A 25,737-nucleotide genomic window follows, 5' to 3' on the forward strand; every position below is an offset into this window, starting at 1 on the left:
CGTCTGCTGCTGTCAGAATTTGAAGCCTGCGGTCAGGAATACGCTGTTGCGGAAATTATCCACATCGACAACCGGACTGTAATGTCCGTTTGCGTCGTCCAGCACATAAGGTTTCAAGCTGTATTTCTGTGACATATTCTGGTATGCCAGGTCAAAATACAGGTTGTTTATCCGGTAACCGAGGCCGGCGGAAACAGTCTGTATGTTGGAGTCGAAGTCTTTGAAAGGCCCGCCGGCATATCCGTATCCTGCACGGATCATAAGATCAGGGGCAATCATATATTCGCCGCCAACCCGGAAATTAACCGCGCTTTTATAGGTGTTCTTGATTTCATTGTTCATGTTATTGTCCGTCCCGGTATCTGAGGAGGTGAACTGCATGCTCGCATAATCCACATATTCTACGTCAGCACTGATCAAGCCCGTCCCGAACAGCACCGCAATACCGCCATTCAGCCGGTAGGGGGTACGCAGGTTGTAATCAAAATATGTTGTTTCCTCGGGATATTCCAGTCCGTCCTCCGTGCCACCTGTCAGGTAATTGGTAATCCCGAAATAATCAGTATATTCATTTGTGAGGGTGTACCAGGTAGGCGTAGTAGCCGTGATACCGATCTGGAGCTGGCTGACGGGTTTGTAGATAATACCCAGCTTGGCATTGAACCCGTTACCGCGGGTGTCCGACCAATATTCATTATCATAGGCGTAGTCCGATTCGAGCAGTGGGTTATAGATATCGTAATCCGCATGTCCGGTATTCACAAACCGCGAAGACGGGTTCTGCGGATAAATGTACCCGGCGTTTTCGATGCTGCCATCTTCCATGAATAGGGAGTTTACCCGATGGTTTACACGGGAAAAGCCCAGGCTCCCGCCAATATAGAACCGGTTGCTGTAATTGGCGCCGAAAGATACGTTGGTTTCCGATTGGAATCCTTCCTCCCGGTTAAAAGCCGTCTGCCGGTTGTCCAACGTTGTCATTGGGATCAGATAGCCCTCGGCATCCTCATCGATCATCCCGGATTCCCATCCGAAATCGCCGAATACATTACCGCTTTCATAAGTCATGAAATCTGCGATGCTGCTTTCGCTGTTGATGCCCGTATAACCCAGTGTCGAGTTGAAGTTATTGGTTTTGTGATAACCCACGCCAATGTTGAAATTGACCCACCCCGATGTCAGGTTACTGCCGATTGCACGTCGCGTAGGCAGGTTAAATACCGCTGCAAACTGACTGATACCGACGCGGCCGATGCTATTTTGACTGTTGGTGCCGAAATAACTGGCTTTATTAACGTCATTGGCATAGTCCAGGGTGATGCTGAGGTCCGATTGTCCAAAGAAACCCAGTCCGGCAGGGTTCCCTGAAACCGAGCTCAAATCACCTCCCAACGCAGTCTGCGCATTACCAAGTCCTTTAAAGCGTGCTGTGGCCCCCTGCTCGGGCTGTGCGTAACGGCGTATTTCATCGATATACTGGGCCTGCACACCGGTAGCAGTACCGGCTAATAAGAGTGACAAAAAAGCGATGCTTTTGCTGATATTCATAGATGGAAATCAATGGTTATAAAAAAACCAACTAAATTATATGCTTGGCAAATCGCCGCCGCAAGTCAGTTGGTTCTGTAAAACTAATTTTATCTTCGGCCACCGCCACTGCGGCCGCCTCCTCCGCCGCTGCTACGGCCACCACCGCCGCCCATGCTGCCCGATGAACGGGAGGGAGGGGATACCGAGCTGCCGCTGGACCTGCCGCCCGAACTTGGGCGTACACTGCTAGGCCGTGAAGCCGGGCGTGCCGGACGCGCTGAACTTGATGGACGCCTGGTAGATGACGGTCGTACACCCTGACTTGCGGGCCGGCGTGTGCCTGATGGCCGGACATCCTGGCCGGCAGGCCGACGGGTTCCCGATGGCCGGACGCCCGGTGTAGGTGTCCGTGGAGCACCGGTCCGGATTCCTTCCCGGTCCCGTACATTCCGGGTGCCGGTAGGCCGTACGGATTCGCGTGTACGGGTGGTACCCCTGCTTACCTGACCGGTCGATGGCCGGCGTCCGGAAGCCGAAGCGCGTGTCATGATCCGTCCGTTTGCGCCGCGTGCAATGGTTCCATCGGAGTTGCGCACGGTGGAACGGGCAGTGCGGGTATTGATGCGGTCACGTGAGGCTGAACGGGGCGCACGTGTCCGGTTGTCGACAATCACGTAACCGGGATAACCATAGCCACCTCCCCAGCCGTAACCGTAACCACCCCAACCCCAGCGGCTATAGGAGTACGGCCCCCAATAGCCCCGGCCGTAATAAGGTGATCCCCAACCCCAGTAGCCGCCGTAATACGGATTGTACCAGCTGCTGCCCCAGCCAAGTCCCCATCCGCCCCAGCCGAAGCCAAGTGAAAAGCCGGGCGAATACCAGGAGTTAAACCCGTACCAGGGATCAAACCAGGGATCGTAATAGGACATGCCCGGGGAGTAATAGTGAAAACGGTTGATCCGGTTGGCGTATTCGCTGTCGCTGTATTCGTCGTTGTAATATTCGTTTGAATAGGCATCATCCGAATATTCATCCGCATAATACCCGTCGTCAGCATAGGTTTCATCTTCCGGTGCTTCGTCGTAGTAATAATCAGGACTTTGATAATCCCGCTCAACCGCCCGTGCATTATTGTTGTATACATCGTCTCGGAAAGCTGTCTGACGCTGCGCGCCGCAAGAAGCCAAAAACAGTATGCTTGCTAAGGCCGTGGTGCCGACTATTAATCTGTTGGTTTCCATTTCCTTGTTATCCTTTCGTTAGTTATAAAAGCCAGGGCTCTTGGTAGTATAGACAAAATCCAGCGGCATTGGTTTAAACGGGTAAATATTTTTTTTATTGCTGTTATTTGCCAAAACCGCCTACCTTTGCAACGGTTTGAAAACAGGTAGCCTAAACCCTGTTTTTGTACCATATAACGGTCATGCACGCCCCGTAATTAAAGGCGCAATGTTACAACAAAATTATTGAAAATTAGCTATGAGTAAAGGAATTACCAGCCGCGATATCGATTATTCCCAGTGGTACAACGAGCTTGTGGTTAAGGCCGATCTTGCAGAACACTCTGCGGTAAGGGGATGCATGGTGATCAAGCCTTATGGCTACGCTATTTGGGAGAAAATGCAGGCTGCACTGGATCAGATGTTTAAGGATACCGGTCATAGCAATGCCTATTTTCCTTTATTTATCCCCAAGTCATTCTTCTCCAAAGAGGCTTCCCACGTGGAGGGTTTTGCAACGGAATGTGCCGTGGTTACGCACTACCGGCTGAAAAATGACGGAACAGGACAGATCGTTGTCGATGAAGAAGCCAAGCTGGAAGAGGAGCTGATTGTACGGCCCACTTCTGAAACCATCATCTGGAATACATACCGCGGATGGATAGAATCTTACCGTGACCTGCCCATCCTGGTGAACCAATGGGCCAACGTGGTCCGTTGGGAGATGCGCACGCGATTGTTCCTGCGCACGGCGGAATTTCTGTGGCAGGAAGGGCACACAGCCCATGCCACGCGGGAAGAGGCTGTCGAGGAAACGAACCGGATGCTGGGGGTATATGCCGATTTTGCGGAAAACTGGATGGCACTCCCGGTAGTGAAGGGCCGGAAAACGGAAAACGAACGATTCGCCGGTGCACTCGACACCCTGTGTATCGAAGCACTGATGCAGGACGGAAAAGCGCTACAGGCGGGTACTTCGCACTTCCTGGGCCAGAATTTTGCCAAGGCATTCGACGTTAAGTTTACGGCAAAGGACGGTAAGCTCGACTATGTCTGGGCTACCTCCTGGGGGGTATCCACCCGATTGATGGGCGCATTGATTATGGCCCATTCCGATGATGCGGGACTGGTGCTGCCACCGAAACTGGCGCCGATTCAGGTAGTTATTGTGCCCATTTACAAGACGGACGAGGAAAAGTCCGGAATCACCGGTTTCGCGGATTCCCTTATTTCGGAATTGAAGGCGCAGGGAATTTCGGTTAGGTTTGACGACCGCGACACCCAACGGCCGGGCTTCAAGTTTGCGGAATGGGAGCTGAAAGGTGTGCCGGTGCGCATCGCTGTCGGCGCACGCGACATGCAAAACGGTACCGTGGAAATCGCCAGACGGGATACCCAGACTAAGGAAACTGTAGCGCAGGAAGGACTGGCAGCACGTGTTGCCGGCCTGCTGGAAGATATCCAGCAGCATATATTTGCTAAAGCCCTTTCGTTCCGTAATGCCAATACGGTTGAAGTGAATACATACGACGAATTTAAACAGGTACTTGAAGAAAAGGGTGGATTCATCTCCGCGCATTGGGATGGTACCGTTGAAACCGAAAAACGGATCAAAGAGGAGACCAAGGCGACCATCCGATGCATTCCGCTGGCTGGCCAGCGGGAAGACGGCGTCTGTATAGTTACTGGTAAGCCTTCGACCCAGCGGGTGCTGTTTGCCAGAGCCTATTAACAAATTCACGTCATGGTCATCCACTGCTGTTTCTTAGCTTATAGATGATGAATGTATTGATTATCGGCTGCGGATGGGTAGGTACTTATACCGCGGGTGAAATGCTTCGTGAAGGACATCGGGTATGGGGGACAACCACTTCCACGGAAAAGGTTGTGAAATTGACCGAAATGGGCGTTACGCCCGTAATGGTGAATTTTGATGACACCGCGCCGGCGGTTCCCACAGCCGAACTACGCGATACGCCTTTTGACGTGGCGATTATCAGCGTGCCCATCACATACAAAGATTCGCAGGAGGGTGTCCGGTCGCGGTTCACCAGCCTGCTTGGGTTTTTAACCGCCTTGCAGTTCAGGCAATTGTTTTTTTTCGGCTCTGTAGGCATTTATCCCAAGGTGAGCGCTACCATTACGGAAGACACATTTCCGGAAGCTGATCTTGAACCGAAGTTGTTATTGGGAGAATCCATGCTGCGCAGCCGGCATAGACAGGTTAACCTGCTCCGGCTGGGCGGACTGTTTGGTCTCGAACGTGTTATGGCCAAGCATTTTGTCGGTAAAATCTGTGAAATTGGCTACCAGACAGCCAATTTTGTCCATGTGGAGGATATTTACTGTATCATCAGGGCCATGATAGCGCAGAAAGCCCAGGGGAAGACGTATAATGTCGTTAGTCCGGAACATCCACTGAAGAAAGATGTGATCGCGGCATCGGCTGAAAAATACGGCTATGGCCTGCCTGCCGGATACACGGATACTGATCAGACGGCAAAAGTGGTGTCACCTGAGCGGTTGATTAACGACCTGGATTATCGGTTTATTCATCCCTCTCCACTGTATTTTTAACCCATCGAACCGATATGACGTGTTCCTGCGCCGCCGCTGATGAGGTGCATGTGCGGGATCCGTCCACGGTGACTCCACCCTGAGTCCACGTTGAGTCCACCTTTTTCCGTATATACCCCGGACTTACCGCCCTTGGAGGGTGCTCGGATTGTGGATGAATCCCGTAGGGCACTACTGCAAGTTCGGTAAAAGTTTGATACCTTTACCAAAACATGCTGACATAAAGATATCCAATTACACTATGGAATATAAATTTGCAACAAAAGCCATCCATGCCGGTCAAAAATCAGACCCTACTACAGGCGCGGTCATGACGCCGATTTACCAGACATCCACTTACCAGCAAGCGGCGCCCGGCGATCACAAGGGCTATGAATATTCGCGTGGGACCAACCCCACGCGGAAGGCACTGGAGGACTGCCTTGCGGCACTGGAAAACGGGAAACATGCGCTGGCGTTCGCCAGTGGTATGGCCGCGACGGAAACGGTGCTGAAGCTGTTGCGCCCGGGCGATGAGGTCATCACCGGTGACGACCTTTATGGCGGGTCATACCGGATATTCACGAAGGTATTTGCGCATTACGGTATTAAATTCCATTTCGTCAATACATCGGAACCGGCAGCGGTACAGGAAAAAATAAACACGAATACCCGGCTCATCTGGGTGGAAACACCCACAAACCCGACTTTGAAACTGGCCGATATCGAAGCCATCGGCCGGATCGCCAAAACTGCAGGTGTGCTTTTCGCGGTAGACAATACCTTTGCATCGCCCTACCTCCAGAATCCGCTGGATCTGGGGGCGGATGTCGTCATGCACTCGGTAACGAAATACATTGGTGGCCACTCCGATGTGGTAATGGGCGCGCTGGTCATGAATGACAAAACACTGTATGACAACCTGTTCTTTTATTACAACGCCTGCGGAGGTACGCCCGGCCCCCAGGATGCGTTTCTGGTATTACGCGGGATCAAGACCCTGCACCTGCGGATGAAGGCACATTGCGAAAACGGACGGCAAGTTGCCGAGTTTCTCCGGAAACATCCCCGGATAGAACAGGTCTACTGGCCCGGTTTTGAAGATCACCCCGGCCATGCCGTGGCGAAGAAGCAAATGCGTGATTTCGGGGGGATGGTGTCTGTGGTGCTGAAGGACGCCTCCTTAGCGGAAACCTTCCGGATCGCGGGTTCGTTCAAGGTGTTTACGCTGGCGGAATCGCTGGGTGGGGTGGAGTCACTGATTAACCATCCGGCCACCATGACGCATGGCTCCATACCAAAAGAAGCACGGGAGCGTGTAGGCGTAGTTGACAGCCTGATCCGGATTAGCGTGGGGGTGGAAGACATTGCGGATTTACTGGCCGATCTGGAGCAGGCTCTGGCGTAATTAACGGGAGGACTACCGTTGCAGTTAAAGGAATTTCTAGACAGCCGGGTTGACATCTATAACTCCCCGGATTTCATTGCCGATGACCCGGTCTGTATTCCCCATCGGTTTACAGTAAAACAGGATATTGAAATTATGGGTTTTTTTGCTGCCGTACTTGCCTGGGGGCAGCGGAAAACCATTATCAACAAGTGTACGGAGCTGATCCAGCGCATGGATGGAACGCCTTATGAATTTGTTCGCAACCATACGGATAATGACCTGAAGCAATTGCTTGGATTCCGCCACCGGACATTCAATGATACCGACCTGCTCTATTTTATCCGGTTTTTCCATCACCACTATTCCCATTATCTGTCGCTGGAAAACGCATTTATTCCGCCGGCTGTACATGGGGAATTCCGAACAGAATACCTGGAAGAAAGTCCGGTACCCCCGGTAGACATCGAGCTGGCATCGGCCGCGTGCTACCTGCACGAACTCCAATCTGGTTTCGATGTGGAAACGGCACTAAATCATTTCCAAACTTATTTTTTCAGTCTAGACGACTATCCCGAACGGACAAAGAAACACATCAGCTCGCCCCGCCGGAACTCGGCCTGCAAACGGCTTAATATGTTTTTGCGGTGGATGGTGCGGGCGGATGGCAGGGGAGTGGATTTTGGCCTGTGGAAACGGCTGTCGCCCGGGCAGCTGATCTGTCCGTGTGACGTGCATGTTGAGCGCGTAGCCCGCAAACTGGGTTTAATTACCCGCAAACAGGCAGACTGGAAAATGGCATTGGAACTGACGGGTAACCTTCGGTTGCTGGATGCCGCTGACCCGGTGAAGTACGATTTTGCATTATTTGGTCTCGGTATTGAGGGTGAACTGTAGCCGTTGGGCATACCGGCAGGAGCCGGGTTTGCGCTTAACGGAGATAAACTTCGGGGTTTACGCAGTGTGGCAGTTTTTCACCGCGGAGCCCGGCAACGATATTGGCTACCGTAAGCTGCATCATTTTCATCCGTGTTTCTACGGTGGCCGAGCCGATATGGGGCAGCACTGCCACGGTGGGCATGTTAAGCAGTGGGTTGTCACTGGCGGAGGGTTCGGGATTGGTGACATCGAGCCCCGCTCCCCAGATCGTTCCGGTTTCAATGGCCTCCCGCAGGTCGTTTTCCCGGTGGAGCTGCCCACGGGCGGTATTGATGAAAATGGCAGAACTTTTCATTTTTGAAAACGTATCCCGGTTAAAAACCTCCCGCGTCTCATCGCTCAGGTTGGCGTGTACACTCAGTATATCACTTTGCCGGAGCAGCTCGTCAAATGACACCCGACGGGCACCCAGTTCCTTTTCGGCCTGCTCATTCCGGCCACGGTTATGGTAAATGACCGGCATGTCAAAGGCCAGCCGGCAACTTTTGGCCAGCTCAAAGCCGATCCGGCCCAAGCCATAAATCCCCAGGGTCTTACCCGTAAGCTCCACGCCAAGATTAGCCATGGGGTCGAAAAAATCCCAGTTGCCGCGAAGGATTTCCTTGTGCATGTGCAACGCTTTCCGGGCCACATTCTGCATGAGCAGGAAAGCGGTATCCGCCGTGGTTTTGCTGAGCACACCCGGTGTATTGCCAATGGGAATCCCCAGTTCTGTGGCCGCGGGTACATCTACCCGGTCATAGCCCACACTGCACAACGCGATGACTTTCAGGTGGCGGCATTCCTGCAGGAAGCTGCGGTCGATGCGGTTGCTTCCCACACTGAACAGCCCGTCGCTTTCTTTGGCATACCGGATTAATTCTTCAGGCGTCAGGTTGCGTCTTTCTGTCCATTCGGCTGTCTGGTATCCCTGATCGATGAATGCTTGCTTAATAACGGAAGGAACCTGGCGTGTGATGAAAACTTTCATGGTTAGGGGTAAAGATACTATTTTTTATTTTTTAACAGCGATTTTTGTCTTAGGTTTGCAGTAGCGATAACACTGCATCATCATTTATCATATTCCAAACAGATGACCCGATCCGAGCTGATCAGCCAGATAAAAAACAAGCGTTCTTTTCTTTGTGTTGGACTTGATACCGACATCACGAAAATTCCTGAACACCTGCTTGCTTACGAAGATCCGGTTTTTGAATTTAACCGGCAGCTAATTGAAGCTACAGCCGATCTTTGTGTGGCCTATAAACCCAATATTGCATTTTACGAGTGCAGGGGCGTAGCCGGCTGGACGAGCCTGCAGCGGACCTGGGCAGCGCTTCCCACGGAATGCCTGCGTATCGCCGATGCCAAGCGCGGCGATATCGGCAATACGGCCCGGATGTACGCCACGGCTTTTTTTGACGAGCAGGTGTCGGGACTGGGTTTCGACGCGCTGACGGTTTCGCCGTATATGGGAAGTGATTCGGTGCAGCCTTTCCTGGGTTTCGACGGAAAATGGGCAATTGTGCTGGCGCTCACTTCCAATGCAGGCGGACTCGATTTTCAGACCATAACCGATGCAAGGGGGAAGGCGCTTTTCGAGCAGGTTATTGAGCGCGTGAATACCTGGGGCAGTCCGGAAGATACCATGTATGTAGTAGGCGCGACACGCGGCGAAGCATTTTCGGCCGTACGGAAATATGCGCCCGATCATTTTCTGCTGGTACCCGGTGTTGGTGCACAGGGGGGAAGCTTGCGCGACGTATGTGCATATGGCATGAATAAAGACTGCGGATTGCTTGTCAATGCGACGCGCTCCATCATTTACGCATCGAACGGAACTGACTTCGCCGAAAAAGCCCGGCTGGAGGCCCAGGCATTACAGCGGGAAATGGAACAGGAACTGTTGGCCGCCGGCCTTATTGATTAAGCCTCAGGAACGTCACCAGGACCTTATCGATCCGGTTGCCATCCATGTCAACCACTTCAAACTCATGATCTTTCCACTGGAATTTTTCGCCGGCGCTGGGTACATGTCCGAGTTTGAGGAGGATCAGTCCGGCAATCGTGTTAATGCTGCCGAGGCCCTCTTCTTCTTCATCGTCTGAAACGGTAATATCCAATGTTTCAAATAGCTCATTGAGCTGATATTGGCCGTCGATCAGGAAACTGCCGTCTTCGCGGGTTACAATGTCCGGCCTTTCCACGCTTTCGCTTTCGGAAATATTGCCAACCAGGCTGCTCAGGATATCGTTGAGCGTGACGATGCCCTGCAAAGACCCGTATTCATCCAGTACAACCGCTTGGTGGATTTTGGATGCCCGGAATTTATTGAGGATGCTGTATGCAGAACTGTTTTCATGCACATAGTTTAGCGGCTGTGTGAGTTCCTTCAACTGGATGGGGGCCGCAATGAGGTATTTGTTCAGCAGCGACTTAATGTGTACGATACCGATAATATTGTCAAGTCCGTTTTCACACACCGGATAGACAGAATGCCCGCTTTCCAGTATGGTTTCTTTATGGGTTTCATAATCGTCGTTGACATCGAGCCACACGATATTGCTGCGGTGCGTCATTAAATTGACCGCCTTTTTGTCGCCCAGACTAAACACCCGGTCTACAATCTCGTGTTCAATATGCTCAATTGCCCCGCTGTCGGCACCTTCATCAACCAATGCTTTAATCTCTTCTTCGGTTACGGCATTTTTAGATGTTTTGACGTTCAGCAGCCGTACGATGGCTTCCGTGGTGGCGCTGAGCAGCCATACGAATGGCGCGACGACCCGGCTTAGCAGGTTCATGGGTATGGCGACCAGCATGGCGTATTTTTCCGGCATGGCCAGCCCGATGCGTTTTGGTACGAGTTCGCCGAGGACCAGGGTAAGAAAAGTAATGATGAGCACGACAATAAATACCGAAAGCTGACTGCTGTAACCGTCGAGCCAACGGACGTCACTGAGATAGACGTCAATGCGTTGCGCAATGGTGCTTCCGCCGAAAATACCGGTGAGTATGCCGATCAGCGTGATGCCGATCTGAACGGTGGAGAGAAACTGGTTGGGCGACTCCTTTAATCTTAATACCTGCTTGGCAGCGGCATTCTTGCGGTCGGATAAGGTTTGTAAACGGGCTTTCCGGCTTGATATAATGGCGATTTCAGAAGCGGAAAAAACCCCGTTTAGTAATATCAGCGCTAAAATAATCAGCGATTCTGTAAGCATGTAGCTAAAATAGAAAATTAATCGGATAAACAAAATAGCACCGGCATGTTGCCGGTGCTGCTTGCAGTGACTGTTCTTTGCTTAATAATTAAACGTTGACATCCAGGCTCTTCGCATTTTTCACGCGTGCATTCAGGAGCGCCAGGTCAATGACTTCCCGCATTTCGCTGACGTAATGGAACGTCAGGTCTTTCAGGTAATGTTCCTTAATTTGCAGGATGTCCTTCCGGTTCGCTTTGGATAGGATAATTTCCCGGATATTTGCCCGCTTGGCGGCCAGTATCTTTTCTTTTATTCCGCCCACGGGAAGCACCTTGCCGCGTAGGGTAATTTCCCCGGTCATGGCCAGTTTGTCCTTGACCTTACGTTGGGTAAAACTGGAAGCCAGTGCGGTAAGCATCGTAATTCCGGCTGACGGACCGTCCTTCGGTGTGGCGCCTGCAGGCACATGGATGTGTATATCCCAGTGATCGAATACTTGGTAGTCGATTCCGAATTCGTCGGCATGCGACTTTAGGTAAGCCAGTGCAATATTGGCCGATTCCTTCATCACATCGCCGAGATTACCAGTTAGCGTCAGTTTACCTTTACCGCGGCTTAGGCTCGATTCAATATAAAGGATATCACCTCCCACCTGTGTCCATGCCAGGCCGGTGACTACGCCGGCCGTTTCACTGTGCTCATAAAATTCCTTGTCAAAAATCGGCGCACCCAGGATATTTTCGACCTCTTTTTCGGTAATAGGTGATTTAACGGGCTGCTCCATAACGATGCCGGTTGCCACACCCCGCACTATCGACCCGATTTTTTTCTCCAATCCACGCACCCCCGACTCACGGGTATATTCGTCGATGATTTTCTCGATCACCTTACCCCGCATGGCGAGGTCCTTAGCCCCGATACCATGCAATTCACGTTGTTTGGGAATGAGATGCCGCTTGGCAATTTCTATTTTTTCTTCGATGGTATACCCGTTTACTTCTATGATTTCCATACGGTCGAGCAGGGCCGGCTGTATGCTGCTCAGCGAGTTGGCTGTTGCGATGAACATCACGTTGGACAGATCGTAATCCAGTTCCACATAATGGTCATAAAAGGCGTTATTCTGCTCCGGATCGAGCACTTCCAGCAGGGCAGAAGAGGGGTCGCCCCGGAAGTCGCTCCCCACCTTGTCGATTTCATCGAGCACAAATACGGGGTTAGCTGCTCCGGCCTTTTTCAGCGATTGAATAATGCGCCCCGGCATGGCGCCGATATAGGTTTTCCGGTGTCCCCTGATTTCGGCTTCGTCGCGGATGCCGCCGAGCGCCATCCGGGTATATTTACGACCAAGCGCCTTGGCTATCGATTTACCCAATGACGTTTTACCCACACCCGGAGGACCTACCAGGCACAGTATAGGTGCCTTCATGTTGTTCCTGAGTTTGAGTACAGCAAGGTATTCGATGATCCGGCTCTTTACTTTATCAAGTCCATAGTGATCCCTATCCAGTATTTTCTTTGCCCGCTGGAGATCGAAATTGTCTTTGGTGAAATGATTCCATGGCAACTCAAGCAGCAATTCCAGGTAGTTTAACTGTACAGAATAGTCCGCAGCGGCCGGATTGATGCGGGCCAGCTTGTCTAATTCTTTGTGGAAATGCTGGTCCACTTCCTTGGACCATTTTTTATCCTTTGCCTGTTTCCGAAGGTCCTCGATCTCGAGATCCGGCGTTATCCCACCCAGCTCTTCCTGAATGGTTTTCAGCTGCTGGTTAAGGAAGTAATCCCGTTGCTGTTTATCAAGATCACCTTTTACCTTGTTTTGTATCTGTGTTTTAAGCTCCAGCATCTGAAGCTCAAGATTAAGCTGCTCCAATACGCGGGATGCGCGTTTTTCCAGGTTGGCGATTTCAAGCAACTGCTGTTTGAACGGCAGATCAGCATTGAGGTTCGACGAGATGAAGTTGATTAAGAACCCCGGACTCTCAATGTTTTTGATGGCAATGCCCGCCTCGCTCGGTATATGCGGTGATAGTTGTATAATCTGCAGTGCCATTTCCTTAATGGAGGAAATCAGCGCATTGAATTCGCGGTTGGTTTTATGTTTTTTCTCCTGAAACCGTTCAATGGATGCTTTAAAATAAGGCTCGCTCTGCACGAGTTCGTTAAGCTGGAAGCGCTGCTTACCCTGTATAATAACCGTGGTGTTGCCATCGGGCATTTGCAGAATCTTAATGATCATCGCCACGGTACCCACTTTGTTAAGCTGCTCAAATGTGGGGTCTTCAATAGACATGTCCTGCTGAGACACTACACCGATGACCCGGTCGCCCTTATACGCGTCTTTTACCAGTTTGATGGATTTGTCGCGACCCACGGTAATCGGGATAACCACACCGGGGAACAGCACGGTATTGCGCAGCGGAAGAATAGCCAGCGTTTCCGGCAGTTCGGCATTGGTCATCTCGTCTTCATCCTGCTGGCTCAGCAATGGGAAAAATTCGGTGTCTTCGTTTATGATGGGGATTCCTTGGTCAAAGAATGAATCGTATTTATTACTCATCTATGTTGTTCTTTAGCTTGTAACGGCGCCATATTGGCAGCCACTGTTTGTTTAGTTGCCTGACTAATGTTAATTGATGTGTCTGCAAGCCTTATGCCAACCCGTGGTTTTTTTCATATTTTAACAATTCCGCCATTCATTTTGCCGCCAGCGTATTGAAAAGCTGAAAAAAAGTCAGTACAACAGGACAGGTGGCCGGCTAGGAAGTGTATGCCAAATTATTTTCAGTGAATGACGGCATTGTTTGTGATTATGTTTTTAAGTATGTTTGTAACACTGCTGGATTTTGTAGCATGGATATTGCTACGAATACTGGCAGTTGCTGTGTCAATGCAGCAGCGCAAGGGTTTTATTGTAATTGAAAAATATGAAACGAGACAAATTGAAATCAACGTGTAAAAAAATGAACCGGGGCCTGATAGCCGGACTGTTATGCCTGGGAGTTGTGATGGCGCATGGACAGACAACGGAAACCGCACCGAGCAATCCCAATGTCCGGTTAGGGCAGAAAGCGCTGCTGGATGGCGATTTTAAATCAGCTGCTGGCTACCTCCAGAAAGCACTGCCACAGGAAGGGGACGATGAAAACGTATGGTACATGCTGGGCTACTCGCAATATCACAGCGGCGATTATAATAAGGCGAAGGATTCATTCAGTAAAGTCATTGAATTAACCCCCGATAACGTAGCGGCTTACTATTACCGTGGAAAGGCGAATAATATTTTGGCTGTTCAGACGGAAACACGGGTAAGCAGCAGCAACCGGGAAAAAATGCTGAATGCGGCAATAGCCGATTATACCAAGGCGATTGAGCTGAACGCTGAAGACGTAAAACTGTATCAGAACCGCGCGATTGCCTACCGCGATCTGGGGATATTACGCGGCACTACGGGAACGGCAAATTACGACAAGGCCGTGGCCGTTGACGCATATGATAAATCAATCGTTGATTTTGAGCAGGTACTGGCACTGACGCCAGGTAAAAAAGATATTCAGACAGAAATAAAGAAAGCGAAGGTATACCGGGATAACCTGAAATAGGACCGGGTTCAGCGCTGATTTTATTGCTGGTAGAGGTTGCCGCTAAGCGGTGTGGCGTTTTAACGGCACACAGGGATAGAGAATCCCGGCTTATCTGCAACCTCTTTTTTATTTGCGCGTTGGAAATGTGCCGGTAATGCGGTAGGTATTGTCGCCGATTATGGCTACGTGCTGATTTTTGTCGATCCGGTAAAGCGAGTCGGGATAATAATCCAGTTGCTCTTCGGACCGGTATAACATGTTTTCCACGTGGTTACGGATCCGGATGTGCCTAACCTGTCCGTCCGGTTGTTTCTCCACGATGATCTCCTGTGTGCGTAATCCGGGATCAAGGCTGTGGTAAGTAACGGTGCTGCCCGCACTGTCGACCCGGTAACTTTGCTGCCATGCAGGTTTGTTGATGTCTGATTCGGAAAACAGACGCAATTCATTTTCCCACCCGTCGATCCGCACGTTGCGTGTCTCTTCCGTGCCGCTTTTCACTACCGTTTTTTTGATTTCCGGTGAAGCCTGTTGCAGACGTTCGGCCTCTGCTTTGAAGTATTGCTCCAGGCTGAAATAAGCAGTAACCGGTGCAGTGGCCGCCGGTTGGCTGCCAGGTGAAGAACACGACGTTACCGCAAACAGCAGTATTCCCATGCCATACGCGGGTATGGCTGTTATTTTTTTTGCCCGATTCATTAAACTAAGCTATTTCCCGTCATTTCCGCGGGGATAGGAACGCCCATAATCGTTAAGATCGTGGGAGCAACGTCACCTAATTTGCCGTCGGCAATCGTTTTAAAATCACTGTTTACCAGAATACACGGAACCAGGTTTGTGGTGTGTGCAGTATTGACCGAACCATCGTCATTGACCATAAATTCCGCATTGCCATGATCCGCAATAATAATAAACGTATATCCGGCACGGAGTCCGCACTCAACCACCTGCTGTGTACAGCGGTCGACTGTTTCCACCGCCTTGACCACGGCATCGAATACACCTGTATGGCCCACCATATCCGGATTGGCAAAGTTCAGGCAGATAAAATCAGGTTCCCGTGTGTTGATCTCGTTACAAATCGCGTCGGCCACACCCTGCGCACTCATTTCCGGTTGCAGGTCGTACGTGGCTACTTTCGGCGAAGGGATAAGGAGGCGGGATTCGCCGTCAAATTCCTTTTCCCGACCTCCGGAAAAAAAGAAAGTCACGTGGGGGTATTTTTCCGTTTCCGCAATTCGGGTCTGCGTTTTGTCATGGGTTTCGAGTACTTCGCCCAGGGTATTGGTGAGGTTATCTTTATGGAATACCACATCTACGTGTTTAAACGTATCGTCATACGCAGTCAGTGTAACGTAATGCAGTTTCAGCGGCTCCATCTGGTATTCGGGGAATGCCTTTTGCGTGAGCGCGATCGTGATTTCCCGTCCGCGATCCGTCCGGAAGTTAAAGCAGATGACAACATCCCCTTCCTGAATGGTGGCCAGCGGCGTTCCCTGCGCGTCGGTTTTGACAATGGGTTTAACAAATTCGTCGGTTACGCCCGCATCGTATGACTGCTGGATGGCAGCACTGATGTCCCGGGTAGGGCTGCCCGTCCCGTGAACCAGCAGGTCATAGGCCTGCTTTACCCGTTCCCATCGATTATCACGATCCATGGCGTAATACCGCCCGATGGCCGATGCCAGTTGTCCCGTGCTGGAGGGTAGGTACTGTTCCAGCGCGCGTACATATTCGATGCCGGAATTTGGATCGGTATCCCGCCCATCCAGGAATGCGTGTACAAAAACACGGTCAGCAGGTAATCCCGCCTGCTTTGCTGCATCGCATAATCCGCGCAGGTGCTTGGTGTGCGCGTGCACGCCACCGTCCGATAACAGGCCAATGAAATGGACCCGCGCGTGATTGGACTTCGCATATCGGAACGCCCGTTGCAGCGTTTCATTTTTTTGAAACTCACCGTCATTCACCGCTTTGTGGATACGGCCCAGTTCCTGGTAGACGACGCGCCCCGCGCCGAGGTTCATATGCCCAACCTCGGAATTTCCCATTTGGCCTTCCGGAAGACCTACGGCTTCACCCGACGCGGCCAGCCGGCTGTTAGGTGAATTCGCAAGCAATTGATCCAGGTAGGGGGTGTTGGCCGCCAGTACGGCATTTGAGCGGTCCTGTTTACCGTAACCTAAACCATCCAGGATTATGAGTGCTACTTTTTTCATTCGAATAATTATTGATTACTTGTTCACGTTTATCGGCGCCAATACAGCATACGTGTAACAATTTTATCGTTCCTTGGTACAAATATACGCTTTTTCGGTAGGTTTAATGGGGTATTTCATCGATTAATGTGTGATCCGGCGATGCGTCTGAACGTCCTGCGGTTTCGCGTACCACACATCCGTAAATATGGCATGTTTTTCGCTATACCCAAATTAAAGCGGATAGACCGGCAATTGCCGTACTACTGCGTACAAAATAGGCTACATCGGCGCGACCGATTATGGTTTCATTAAGTGCACCTACATTTGAATAAACAATTACAACGACTGTGAAAGAGAAAGGTTTTAGACTGATTAGGCGGTTGGGCATTGCGGGTATGATGTGTTTGATGATGATTACCAGCGTCGCAGCCGTCGACGTAATCGACGATATTACATCTTGCATCAAGGAAGCCGATACCAAGGAACTTTCCAAGTTTTTCTCGTCGACCGTGAGCATGACGCTGCTCAATGACGACGGGGTTTATTCCCGTGTACAGGCTGAAATTATCCTCCGTGAATTCTTCAATAGAAATTTACCCACCGGTGTATCCATTGCCCATCGGCTGGATTCGAATCCAAACTTCCGGTATGTGGTCTTAAACCTGGAAACCGCCTCTGATACGTTCCGGGTGTCCTATAAATTAACCAATAGCGATAACAGCTTCAGGATTACCGAATTCCGCGTCGAATCGATTTATTGACCCTGAATCCAAAATTTATTTTTTTTTCTTATTTTATTTTAAATATCCATCTTAGCGGTGATTTGCAGGATTGTCCGCTCGGTCAACCCTTGCTGCTTTGCCATAGATTTGGGATGGCATTGCTTTTTTATCAATTGACGAATGATTCAGGAAGAAAAAATTAGATTAATCAATTTTATTGCCGAGGCGCTGAGGGAAGACATGGGAGATGGTGATCACACGTCGCTTGCTACCATACCCTCCGAAAAGCAGGGAGAAGCGCAGCTGATAATCAAAGAGGCAGGTATACTGGCCGGTCTGGAGGAGGCACAGACTGTATTTGAAGTAGTTGATCGCGACGTGGCGGTACGGCTGCTGAAATCGGATGGTGAAGCCGTAAAGACCGGTGATATTGTACTGCTGGCGCACGGCCGGATCCATAGCCTGCTGCTGGCGGAGCGTTTATTGCTTAATATAATGCAACGGATGAGCGGAATTGCTACCGCAACCCATCGGATCATGGAAATCCTGTCGGGTACCCGTACAAAAGTGCTGGATACTCGAAAAACTACACCTTTGCTTCGTTTTCTGGAGAAAAAAGCTGTTTTGTTAGGTGGCGGGACGAACCATCGGTTCGGTCTCTATGACATGATCCTGATCAAGGATAATCATGTGGACTACGCGGGTGGTATCCGGCAGGCCATTGAAAAGGCAAACCATTACCGTGAAACCCAGGGACGGAATATCGAAATTGAGATAGAGGTCCGCAACCTGAATGAACTGCAGGAAGTGCTGGACACCGGTCACGTGGAACGGATTATGTTTGACAATTTCACGCCCGAACTGGTCAGGGAAGCCGTGACCCGGGTAAACGGCCGGTACATTACGGAAGCTTCAGGAGGGATTACCACAGCACAGGTCCGCCAATACGCAGAAGCAGGCGTGGATTACCTGTCCATCGGCGCCCTTACGCACTCGGTGAAAAGCTTGGATATGAGCTTAAAGGCGAAAATTATTGACTGATAGACCAAGACCTTGTTTTTTGCTTCTTTTTGATTAATTTGCAATTCATGATATCGATTTACCTAATCGGCGCAGTCATATTGGCTTACTTATTTGGATCCATTCCGACAGCGGTTTGGCTGGGGCAGGCTTTTTATAAGGTGGATGTCCGTGAATATGGAAGCGGTAATGCGGGCGCAACCAATACCTTTCGTGTATTGGGTACCCGGGCGGGGGTTGCGGTCATGATTATCGATATTCTGAAAGGGTGGACGGCTACCAACCTTGCCTATTTCATCGGGCCATCGGTTACCGGTCCGCTTACCGCCGCGCAATTTGTGAATTATCAGCTGGCCCTGGGTGTCATCGCCGTCGTGGGACACTTGTTTCCTGTGTTCGCCGGTTTTCGCGGAGGCAAGGGCGTAGCCACGCTGTTCGGTATGGTACTGGCCGTGCACTTCGAAGCAGCACTTGTTTGTGTATCAGTCTTTTTAATTGTATTGCTGTTGACCCGCTATGTGTCTCTGAGTTCCATTTGTGCGGGTTTTGCATTTCCATTCAGTATCGTGTTTCTATTCCATACTTCGGTTAAGTCTGTGCTGCTTTATGGTATCTGTATCTGTACCCTCATCTTAATCACACACCAGAAAAATATCGAGCGGCTGCTCAAGGGGAAAGAGTCGAAGGTCGTATTCCGAAAAAAGCGAAGTTATCCGGATGAAACCGGCATATAAATTGCTTTGGTTAACAGAACAAAACCATTACCTGATTTGTTGATTATACTTAAGCAAGTAATAAATTGAATACCATGAAGTTATTTACTAAAACAACAGCCGTTTTATTGATTATCGCTCTGGCGATCGGCTGTGCAACGGTTCCGCTTACGGGACGTCGGCAGCTGAGCCTGGTCGACGATGGCGAGATCCAGCAGCAAGCGGCGCTGGTGTATAAAGAATTTCTGGCGGATCCGTCCACCAAAGTAGTTAAAAGCAGTACTGCTGCGCAATCCGTGCAACGCGTCGGCAGGAATATTTCCGCGGCAGTGAATAAATTTCTCACGGAAAGCGGCTATGCCGACCAATATGATTTCAATTGGGAGTTTACACTGGTTCAGGAAGACCAGATCAATGCTTGGTGCATGCCGGGAGGCAAGGTGGCCGTTTATTCCGGTATCTTACCGGTAACGAAGAACGATGCCGGGCTGGCTACTGTAATGGGACATGAGATTGCACACGCCATTGCCAAGCATTCGGCAGAACGGATGTCGCAGTCCATCGTGGCGCAGGCCGGAGGAGCGGCAGTAGGGATTGCCACATCAGACAAGTCGAACACCACACGCGCTATTATCAATACCGCTTATGGATTGGGCGGACAGCTCGCACTGCTGAGTTATTCACGCAATCAGGAAAGCGAAGCCGATCGGCTGGGCCTGGTGTTCATGGCCATTGCAGGATATGATCCGAATGAAGCAATCGGATTCTGGGAACGGATGGCACAGGCTAAGCAGTCGCAGGGTGGGGGAGCACCTCCCGAGTTTCTCAGCACCCACCCCAGTGATGCGAGACGGATCAACGACATCCGGAAGCTGATCCCTGAAGCAATGGCATATTACAAGAAATAATTCCCGGCGATCCGACAAATTCCGGTTAACTTCCGCGTCTTCTGCCCGGGAAACACGTCGATTGCGGCTGCTTTTTTGTATGTTTGTGTCCTAATCAGATAGGCGATGAACTTGGAACAAAAAGATATCGCAGGGATGCGGATGGCATACGAAATGGGGCAGCTGAACGAAGATGACCTGGCCGAAGACCCCCTGGTCCAGTTCCAGCAGTGGTTTAACGAAGCCGTTGATAAAGGAGTTATGGAACCTAATGCCATGACCTTATCCACTGTTTCGGCTTCCGGCAAACCTTCTTCACGGATTGTGCTGCTAAAGCACGTCGACCGGCATGGGCTCGGTTTTTACACGAATTATACAAGTCGAAAAGGTACGGAACTGGCTGCAACGCCTTATGCGGCATTGCTGTTTTTCTGGCCGGAATTACAGCGGCAGGTGCGGGTGGAAGGAAAAGTGGAAAAATTACCTGCTGAGGCTGCTGATGCTTATTTCCGGTCGAGACCCAAAGGCAGCAGGTTGGGAGCCCTGGTTTCGCCGCAAAGCCGGGAAATTGCAAATCGGGAGGAACTGGATGATCAACTGCATGTACTGGAGGAAAATTACCGGGATACGGACGACATACCGCGGCCCGAACATTGGGGAGGTTACCTGCTGCTTCCGGAACAAATTGAATTCTGGCAGGGCCGGAATAACCGGCTGCACGACCGGTTGGTTTTTAAAAAAGAAAATGAGGTATGGAGAATAGCGAGGCTGGCTCCCTGAGCAACATGGAGTCTTTCGAAAAGATACGTACATTGCTGATCAGCCGGTTTGGTGAATCCGCTATCGTGGCGGAAGCGCAGGAAGGCCTGCAACCGGCATTTTATATTGCGCCGGAGCAGCTACCGGAGGTCTGTCGGTTCTTACGTGATCATGAGGCGACGTATTTCGACTTCCTTTCGTGTATCAGTGCCGTGGACGATGGGATAACTGCCGGTACGTTCACAGTGGTGTATCACCTGGCATCAATTCCATACAAACAACAGCTTACACTTAAGGTACGCATCGCCAACGACCGGCATCCGGATCGCCTGCCAGCACTGCCGAGCGTCAGTTCGGTGTGGCGGACTGCCGATTGGCATGAACGGGAGGCATTCGACCTGATGGGTATTTTCTTTGAAAACCACCCCGATCTGCGACGCATTCTACTGCCCGACGATTGGGAAGGCTACCCCTTACGGAAAGACTACCAAGAAGCCGAAACCTATCATGGCATTGCCATTAAATAAATACAGCAATGGCAGAAAATACAATTGAAACCAGCGCAGAAAAACCCTATCAGGAGGCACTGCGGGCTTATGAGGCGCGCCTTGCCGCTATCGGCAGTGAGGAGATGGTGATTAACATGGGCCCCCAGCACCCTTCGACACACGGGGTCCTGCGCCTGCAGCTGATCACCGACGGTGAGATCGTGAAAGAAGTAATCCCGCATCTGGGGTACCTGCACCGTTGTTTTGAAAAGCATGCGGAATCGATGAATTATGGCAAAACGATTCCCTTTACCGATCGCATGGACTACCTGGCTTCCATGAACAACAGCCATGCGTTTGTAATGGGGGTAGAACGGATGCTTGGGATTGACGGGCAGATTCCAAAGCGGATAGAATACATTCGTGTGCTGGTCTGTGAGCTTAACCGGATTGCTTCCCACCTGATTGCTATCGGAACATATGGTATTGACATCGGCGCGTTCACGCCATTTATGTGGTGTTTCCGCGACCGGGAGCACATCATGAATATGCTGGAATGGGCATCCGGATCACGGATGCTTTACAATTACATCTGGGTGGGCGGTTTATTTTACGACCTGCCTGTTGGGTTTGAGGAGCGGTGTGCCGAATTTATTGCTTATTTTAAACCTAAGCTTATTGAGCTGGACGAGTTGCTCACGACAAACCAGATCTTTATTTCACGGACAGCCAACATTGGCGTATTGCCATCCGATGTTGCAATTAATTATGGCTGTTCCGGTCCGATGCTGCGCGCTTCGGGGATCAAATGGGACCTGCGGCGGGTTGATGGATATTCGGTATATCCCGAAATTGAATTTGAAATACCCGTCGGGAAAGGAGAGGCGGGGACTACCGGGGATTGCTGGGATCGTTACAAGGTACGCGTGGACGAAATCCGCGAGTCCGTGAAGATCATTGAGCAATGCCTTGAGCGGCTTTCGGGTCCGCTGAAACGGACTCCGGAGTTTGACCCCCGGGCGTTGGTGCCCAAGAAAGTTAACCTGAAACCGCAGGACTATTATGTGCGTGCCGAAAACCCGAAAGGGGAACTCGGTTTTTATTTTGTTACGCAGGAGAAAACAGATATTCCCAAGCGGGTGAAAGCCCGTGGACCGAGTTTCAATAACCTGTCGGTGCTACCCGAACTGGCAAAGGGTGTGCTGATTGCGGATTTGATTGCGATACTGGGTTCAATTGACATTGTACTGGGTGAGGTGGATCGGTAATAGCTTGGCAATTTAGGTTGTATTTGTTTATAAATGTCTGATTTTGTGCGTGTTGCTTGTGGGTTAAAATTAATGAAAAAATATTTGATAAACTGAAAATAAACCTTACCTTTGCGGTATCATAATTTAGGTTTATAATTGGTTAGTAAAGGTTTCCATTCTCCCCGTTTGGAAACCTTTCTTTTTATCCATATTCCTGATTTCTGTCGATTTTATTTCGGGTGATAAGGTGCTTGCTCCATGTCTAACGGCGCTGCATAAGCGCAATTCGGGCGCGGTACGCTGATGCAAATTCGAAGCCGGCATTCCGGTTCAATTTACCTGGATATTGTTGTCGTTGGAAATTGTTGCGCTAAGAGGCTTAGTCCCTGTGAGGCCTCGTGCAGAAGAAGCGGGGGCGACCCCGGTGAATGTAAAGGCGTATTTGTTGTGGATGTTTGCTATGGGGTTGACCGGGTGTCCGGGATTTAAGGAGTCCGCTGGACCGCGGTGCCGGCCGAAGCACAATGGTGTGCCTTAGGGGGGTAAGATAAAAAAAGACGGGTGCCCCGGTATATCGGGACACCCGCTTGGTGTGTGCAGCCTAATGGCTATAATTAAAAGTAGAATTGTACACCGAGTCTTGGAGCCAATGAGTTGGCGTTAAGACCGAAAGAGTTGCTGGAAACCTTGTCATCAGATCCCTCTGGTTTAATTGAGGAATTCTGGTAGTACAGGCCTCTTACGGACAGTTCGATGCCGATTTTGCTGGTTGGGAAATAAGCGAAACCAGGAGCCAGTTCAACACCATAACGTGCTGTGGTGCCCAGATCGGTATCCTCTGATTTGGCAGTTCCCCAAGCCATTGGTACAGAAAGCTGTCCGAAGAACTTGAAATCGCCGTCACCTTTGTACAAACGTGCGAAGGGTGCCACATTGAACGTGCTTAATTTGTTGGCCTCAAAAGTCGCACCAGCGGTAGCGGTGTTTTCTTCGTATCCGTATCCGATTCCGGTACCGATAGCGAAGTTGTCGCTTACGAAGAATCCAACAGTAGGCTGGATGCCGAATGCTTGTGATTCCGTGTCTGCGTCTTTCACTTTAGAGTAGTCATAAGAAACACTTCCGCCCAGGATCACTTTTCCTTTTTCGGTTTGTGCCTGTGCTGCAAAAGCTACAACGATAGCTGCTGAAAAGGTTAAAAATAGTTTTTTCATGTGTGTATTAAATTTAGTTAAAACATCCAGTCATTTTTATTTTTACTTTTTGACTGTTGATATCAGCTGAACAATACAAATGCCAAACCCGTACGTGGTGCCATTTAGTTTGTCATGGGTTTGTCGCTTTATGGATTTGTTGCGTAATGCCTGTCAAAATACGCTGATTACAAATAATTTAGCGTTTGCTGATTTAATTTGATGTGAGGGCAATAAACCTGACAAATTGTGTAATGGTTAGATTAAAGGGTATTGACTTTTTGACAATTAATGTCAAAAATGTCATGACAACGAAAAAAGCCAGGCGTAAAGACCTGGCTTTCTGTATGCGGATACCGGATGTGGCACCCGATCATTATTCGAAGTATTCTTTTATCCGTTCGAAAAAGGTTTTTTCGCTTTTACCCGGCTGGGGCTTAAAGTTGGGTGAGTTCCTGAGGTTTTCAAGCAATTGCTTCTCGTCTGAAGAGACGGTTTTAGGCGTCCATACGTTAACATAGACCAGCTGGTCACCTTTATGATACGAATTTACTTCAGGTACCCCCTTGCCCTTCAGGCGTAGGATTTTACCCCCCTGTGTACCTGGATCAATCTTGATCTTGGCTTTGCCGTCGATCGTGGGAACTTCCACACTGGTTCCCAATGTAGCATCCACAAAATTGACATACAGGTCATAAATCACATTAATGCCGTCCCGTTTTAATGTTTCATGGGGGATTTCCTCAATCAGGATGATCAGGTCACCCGGAACACCTCCGCGCGGAGCTGCATTTCCCTTGCCGCCCATAGACAATTGCATGCCCTCGCTAACCCCGGCAGGAATATTGATGGTAATGGTTTCTTCGCCCCGGACCAAACCATCTCCATGACAGGTTGTACATTTGGCAGTGATTTCAACCCCTTCACCGTTACAGGTCGGGCAGGTGCTGGTGGTTTGCATCTGTCCCAGGATTGTGCTGGTCACCCGTCTTACTGCCCCCGTGCCTCCGCACGTCCGGCAGGTATGGAATGACGATTTGTCCTTGGCACCACTGCCATCGCAGGTTGTACAGACCACCTGTTTATTGACCTTGATTTTCTTCTCGGCCCCATTGGCTATTTCCTGCAGGGTAAGTTTTACCTTGATGCGCAGGTTTGACCCCTTGACGATGCGACGCCCGCCCCGCGAGCTGCCCCCGCCGCCGAAGAAACTTTCAAACGGACTGCCACCACCACCGAAGATATCGCCAAACTGACTGAAAATATCTTCCATGTTCATGCTGCCACCCCCGTAGCCGCCGGAAGCACCGGCGTGACCGAATTGATTGTATCGCTGCCTTTTTTCAGGATTGCTGAGTACTTCGTAGGCCTCGGCAGCCTCTTTGAATTTATCCTCGGCTTCGTGGTTATTGGGGTTTTTGTCCGGGTGGTACTTGATGGCCAGTTTCCGGTAAGCTGACTTTATTTCGGCTTGGTCAGCGTTGCGCGAAACACCCAATACATCGTAATAGTCTCGTTTTGCCATGCTTGCTTGTTTATTAGTTTCCTACCACCACTTTGGCATGACGCAACACTTTATCATGTAGGTAATACCCTTTTTCAATTTCATCAATGACTTTGCCTTTCTGGTCCTCGTCCGGCACTGGAACGCTCGTAATGGCTTCCTGCAATTCCGGATCAAAAGGTTTTCCGATGGACTCCATCGCTTTCAGGCCTTTCTGCGCCAGCGTGTTCTTCAGTTTATGGCTCACCAGGCTGATCCCTTCTTTGATCGTATCCACTTCAGTGGCGGTTTCCATTGCTTTCAATGCCCGATCAAAGTCGTCTATTAACGGCAGCAAGCTGGCCATGATATCCTTGCCGGCGGTCTGCATCAGTTCGAGGCGTTCCTTGGCAACGCGGCGCTTATAATTATCAAATTCGGCATATAGCCGGATGTATTTATCGTTTGCCTCTTTTAATTCGGCAGTTAGCTGTTCTTCGGCTGTTGCTGTTTCAGCTGTGTCCGATGATGGCTCGGTAGCCAGGGGTTCATCCTGGGTAATGAACTCATTTTCGTTCCTATGGTCGTTTTCGTCGTTTCTGTTTTTCTTTTGT

At 50.3% G+C, this 25,737-nt stretch carries 23 protein-coding genes; 13 read left to right on the forward strand and 10 right to left on the reverse strand.

Going from position 1 to position 25,737, the window contains the following annotated elements; all coding sequences use genetic code 11:
- Window positions 1-12: 12 nt before the first annotated feature.
- On the reverse strand, window positions 13-1,548 hold the full coding sequence (locus ABWO75_RS04700; protein ID WP_353183077.1) for an OmpP1/FadL family transporter: 1,536 nt from the start codon (window positions 1,546-1,548) through the stop codon (window positions 13-15).
- Between the two features lie 89 nt (window positions 1,549-1,637).
- The gene (locus ABWO75_RS04705) at window positions 1,638-2,774 is read right to left on the reverse strand and encodes a hypothetical protein (protein ID WP_353183079.1); all 1,137 of its coding nucleotides are present in this window, start codon (window positions 2,772-2,774) and stop codon (window positions 1,638-1,640) included.
- Between the two features lie 238 nt (window positions 2,775-3,012).
- Here ABWO75_RS04705 and proS point away from each other — a divergent pair, with 238 nt between their 5' ends.
- The 4 genes from proS to ABWO75_RS04725 all read left to right on the forward strand — a co-directional run bounded on the left by proS (window position 3,013) and on the right by ABWO75_RS04725 (window position 7,593).
- Complete coding sequence (gene proS / locus ABWO75_RS04710; RefSeq protein WP_353183081.1) at window positions 3,013-4,485, forward strand: proline--tRNA ligase; 1,473 nt, start codon at window positions 3,013-3,015, stop codon at window positions 4,483-4,485.
- Window positions 4,486-4,529: 44 nt separating this feature from the next.
- Window positions 4,530-5,330 (forward strand): NAD-dependent epimerase/dehydratase family protein, encoded by an 801-nt coding sequence (locus ABWO75_RS04715; protein WP_353183083.1) that lies wholly within the window; start codon window positions 4,530-4,532, stop codon window positions 5,328-5,330.
- Window positions 5,331-5,571: 241 nt separating this feature from the next.
- Window positions 5,572-6,717, forward strand: coding sequence for a cystathionine gamma-synthase (locus tag ABWO75_RS04720; protein WP_353183085.1), 1,146 nt, complete (start codon window positions 5,572-5,574; stop codon window positions 6,715-6,717).
- 18 nt (window positions 6,718-6,735) lie between these two features.
- The gene (locus ABWO75_RS04725) at window positions 6,736-7,593 is read left to right on the forward strand and encodes a TIGR02757 family protein (protein ID WP_353183087.1); all 858 of its coding nucleotides are present in this window, start codon (window positions 6,736-6,738) and stop codon (window positions 7,591-7,593) included.
- Window positions 7,594-7,627: 34 nt separating this feature from the next.
- On the opposite strand, the gene ABWO75_RS04730 is transcribed toward ABWO75_RS04725, so the two are convergent.
- The gene (locus tag ABWO75_RS04730; RefSeq protein WP_353183089.1) at window positions 7,628-8,605 is read right to left on the reverse strand and encodes a 2-hydroxyacid dehydrogenase; all 978 of its coding nucleotides are present in this window, start codon (window positions 8,603-8,605) and stop codon (window positions 7,628-7,630) included.
- A gap of 102 nt (window positions 8,606-8,707) precedes the next feature.
- Between ABWO75_RS04730 and pyrF the strand changes: the two genes are divergently transcribed.
- Entirely contained in the window at window positions 8,708-9,544 is an 837-nt protein-coding gene (pyrF, locus tag ABWO75_RS04735) for an orotidine-5'-phosphate decarboxylase (protein WP_353183091.1), read from the forward strand.
- Here pyrF and ABWO75_RS04740 read toward each other — a convergent pair.
- The gene (locus tag ABWO75_RS04740; RefSeq protein ID WP_353183093.1) at window positions 9,534-10,838 is read right to left on the reverse strand and encodes a hemolysin family protein; all 1,305 of its coding nucleotides are present in this window, start codon (window positions 10,836-10,838) and stop codon (window positions 9,534-9,536) included. The two genes, pyrF and ABWO75_RS04740, sit on opposite strands and share 11 nt — an antisense overlap.
- Before the next feature lie 88 nt (window positions 10,839-10,926).
- Window positions 10,927-13,383, reverse strand: a complete 2,457-nt coding sequence (gene lon / locus ABWO75_RS04745) for an endopeptidase La (RefSeq protein ID WP_353183095.1) — start codon at window positions 13,381-13,383, stop codon at window positions 10,927-10,929.
- A 403-nt stretch (window positions 13,384-13,786) separates the two neighbouring features.
- On the opposite strand from lon, the gene ABWO75_RS04750 reads away from it, so the two are divergent.
- Window positions 13,787-14,425 (forward strand): tetratricopeptide repeat protein, encoded by a 639-nt coding sequence (locus tag ABWO75_RS04750; RefSeq protein ID WP_257656721.1) that lies wholly within the window; start codon window positions 13,787-13,789, stop codon window positions 14,423-14,425.
- Between the two features lie 108 nt (window positions 14,426-14,533).
- On the opposite strand, the gene ABWO75_RS04755 is transcribed toward ABWO75_RS04750, so the two are convergent.
- Both ABWO75_RS04755 and gpmI read right to left on the reverse strand, forming a co-directional pair.
- Window positions 14,534-15,106: a hypothetical protein gene (locus ABWO75_RS04755; protein WP_353183097.1), complete on the reverse strand. Its 573-nt coding sequence runs from the start codon at window positions 15,104-15,106 to the stop codon at window positions 14,534-14,536.
- The gene (gpmI, locus tag ABWO75_RS04760) at window positions 15,106-16,626 is read right to left on the reverse strand and encodes a 2,3-bisphosphoglycerate-independent phosphoglycerate mutase (protein ID WP_353183099.1); all 1,521 of its coding nucleotides are present in this window, start codon (window positions 16,624-16,626) and stop codon (window positions 15,106-15,108) included. Before gpmI ends, ABWO75_RS04755 begins: the two co-directional genes overlap by 1 nt.
- A gap of 389 nt (window positions 16,627-17,015) precedes the next feature.
- Here gpmI and ABWO75_RS04765 point away from each other — a divergent pair, with 389 nt between their 5' ends.
- From ABWO75_RS04765 to ABWO75_RS04795, 7 genes are all read left to right on the forward strand, one after another.
- Entirely contained in the window at window positions 17,016-17,369 is a 354-nt protein-coding gene (locus tag ABWO75_RS04765) for a DUF4783 domain-containing protein (RefSeq protein WP_353183101.1), read from the forward strand.
- Between the two features lie 141 nt (window positions 17,370-17,510).
- Window positions 17,511-18,371: a carboxylating nicotinate-nucleotide diphosphorylase gene (nadC, locus tag ABWO75_RS04770; RefSeq protein ID WP_353183103.1), complete on the forward strand. Its 861-nt coding sequence runs from the start codon at window positions 17,511-17,513 to the stop codon at window positions 18,369-18,371.
- A gap of 47 nt (window positions 18,372-18,418) precedes the next feature.
- On the forward strand, window positions 18,419-19,084 hold the full coding sequence (gene plsY / locus ABWO75_RS04775; RefSeq protein ID WP_353183105.1) for a glycerol-3-phosphate 1-O-acyltransferase PlsY: 666 nt from the start codon (window positions 18,419-18,421) through the stop codon (window positions 19,082-19,084).
- Window positions 19,085-19,158: 74 nt separating this feature from the next.
- The gene (locus ABWO75_RS04780) at window positions 19,159-19,971 is read left to right on the forward strand and encodes a M48 family metallopeptidase (RefSeq protein WP_353183107.1); all 813 of its coding nucleotides are present in this window, start codon (window positions 19,159-19,161) and stop codon (window positions 19,969-19,971) included.
- 105 nt (window positions 19,972-20,076) lie between these two features.
- Window positions 20,077-20,730 carry a pyridoxamine 5'-phosphate oxidase gene (pdxH, locus tag ABWO75_RS04785; protein WP_353183109.1) on the forward strand — a complete coding sequence of 218 codons (654 nt, stop codon included), beginning with the start codon at window positions 20,077-20,079 and terminating at the stop codon, window positions 20,728-20,730.
- Entirely contained in the window at window positions 20,703-21,236 is a 534-nt protein-coding gene (locus ABWO75_RS04790) for an NADH-quinone oxidoreductase subunit C (protein WP_353183111.1), read from the forward strand. The genes pdxH and ABWO75_RS04790 overlap by 28 nt, the downstream gene beginning before the upstream one ends.
- A gap of 104 nt (window positions 21,237-21,340) precedes the next feature.
- Window positions 21,341-22,465: an NADH-quinone oxidoreductase subunit D gene (locus ABWO75_RS04795; protein WP_353183117.1), complete on the forward strand. Its 1,125-nt coding sequence runs from the start codon at window positions 21,341-21,343 to the stop codon at window positions 22,463-22,465.
- A 596-nt stretch (window positions 22,466-23,061) separates the two neighbouring features.
- On the opposite strand, the gene ABWO75_RS04800 is transcribed toward ABWO75_RS04795, so the two are convergent.
- The 3 genes from ABWO75_RS04800 to ABWO75_RS04810 all read right to left on the reverse strand — a co-directional run.
- Complete coding sequence (locus tag ABWO75_RS04800) at window positions 23,062-23,661, reverse strand: outer membrane beta-barrel protein (protein WP_353183113.1); 600 nt, start codon at window positions 23,659-23,661, stop codon at window positions 23,062-23,064.
- A 355-nt stretch (window positions 23,662-24,016) separates the two neighbouring features.
- Window positions 24,017-25,165, reverse strand: coding sequence for a molecular chaperone DnaJ (gene dnaJ, locus ABWO75_RS04805; RefSeq protein WP_257656711.1), 1,149 nt, complete (start codon window positions 25,163-25,165; stop codon window positions 24,017-24,019).
- Between the two features lie 13 nt (window positions 25,166-25,178).
- On the reverse strand, window positions 25,179-25,737 hold a 559-nt coding region (locus ABWO75_RS04810), incomplete at its 5' end, for a nucleotide exchange factor GrpE (protein WP_502922391.1).

Origin of the sequence: Parapedobacter lycopersici (assembly GCF_040395035.1) — a bacterium.
GTDB classification, from domain to species: domain Bacteria; phylum Bacteroidota; class Bacteroidia; order Sphingobacteriales; family Sphingobacteriaceae; genus Parapedobacter; species Parapedobacter lycopersici_A.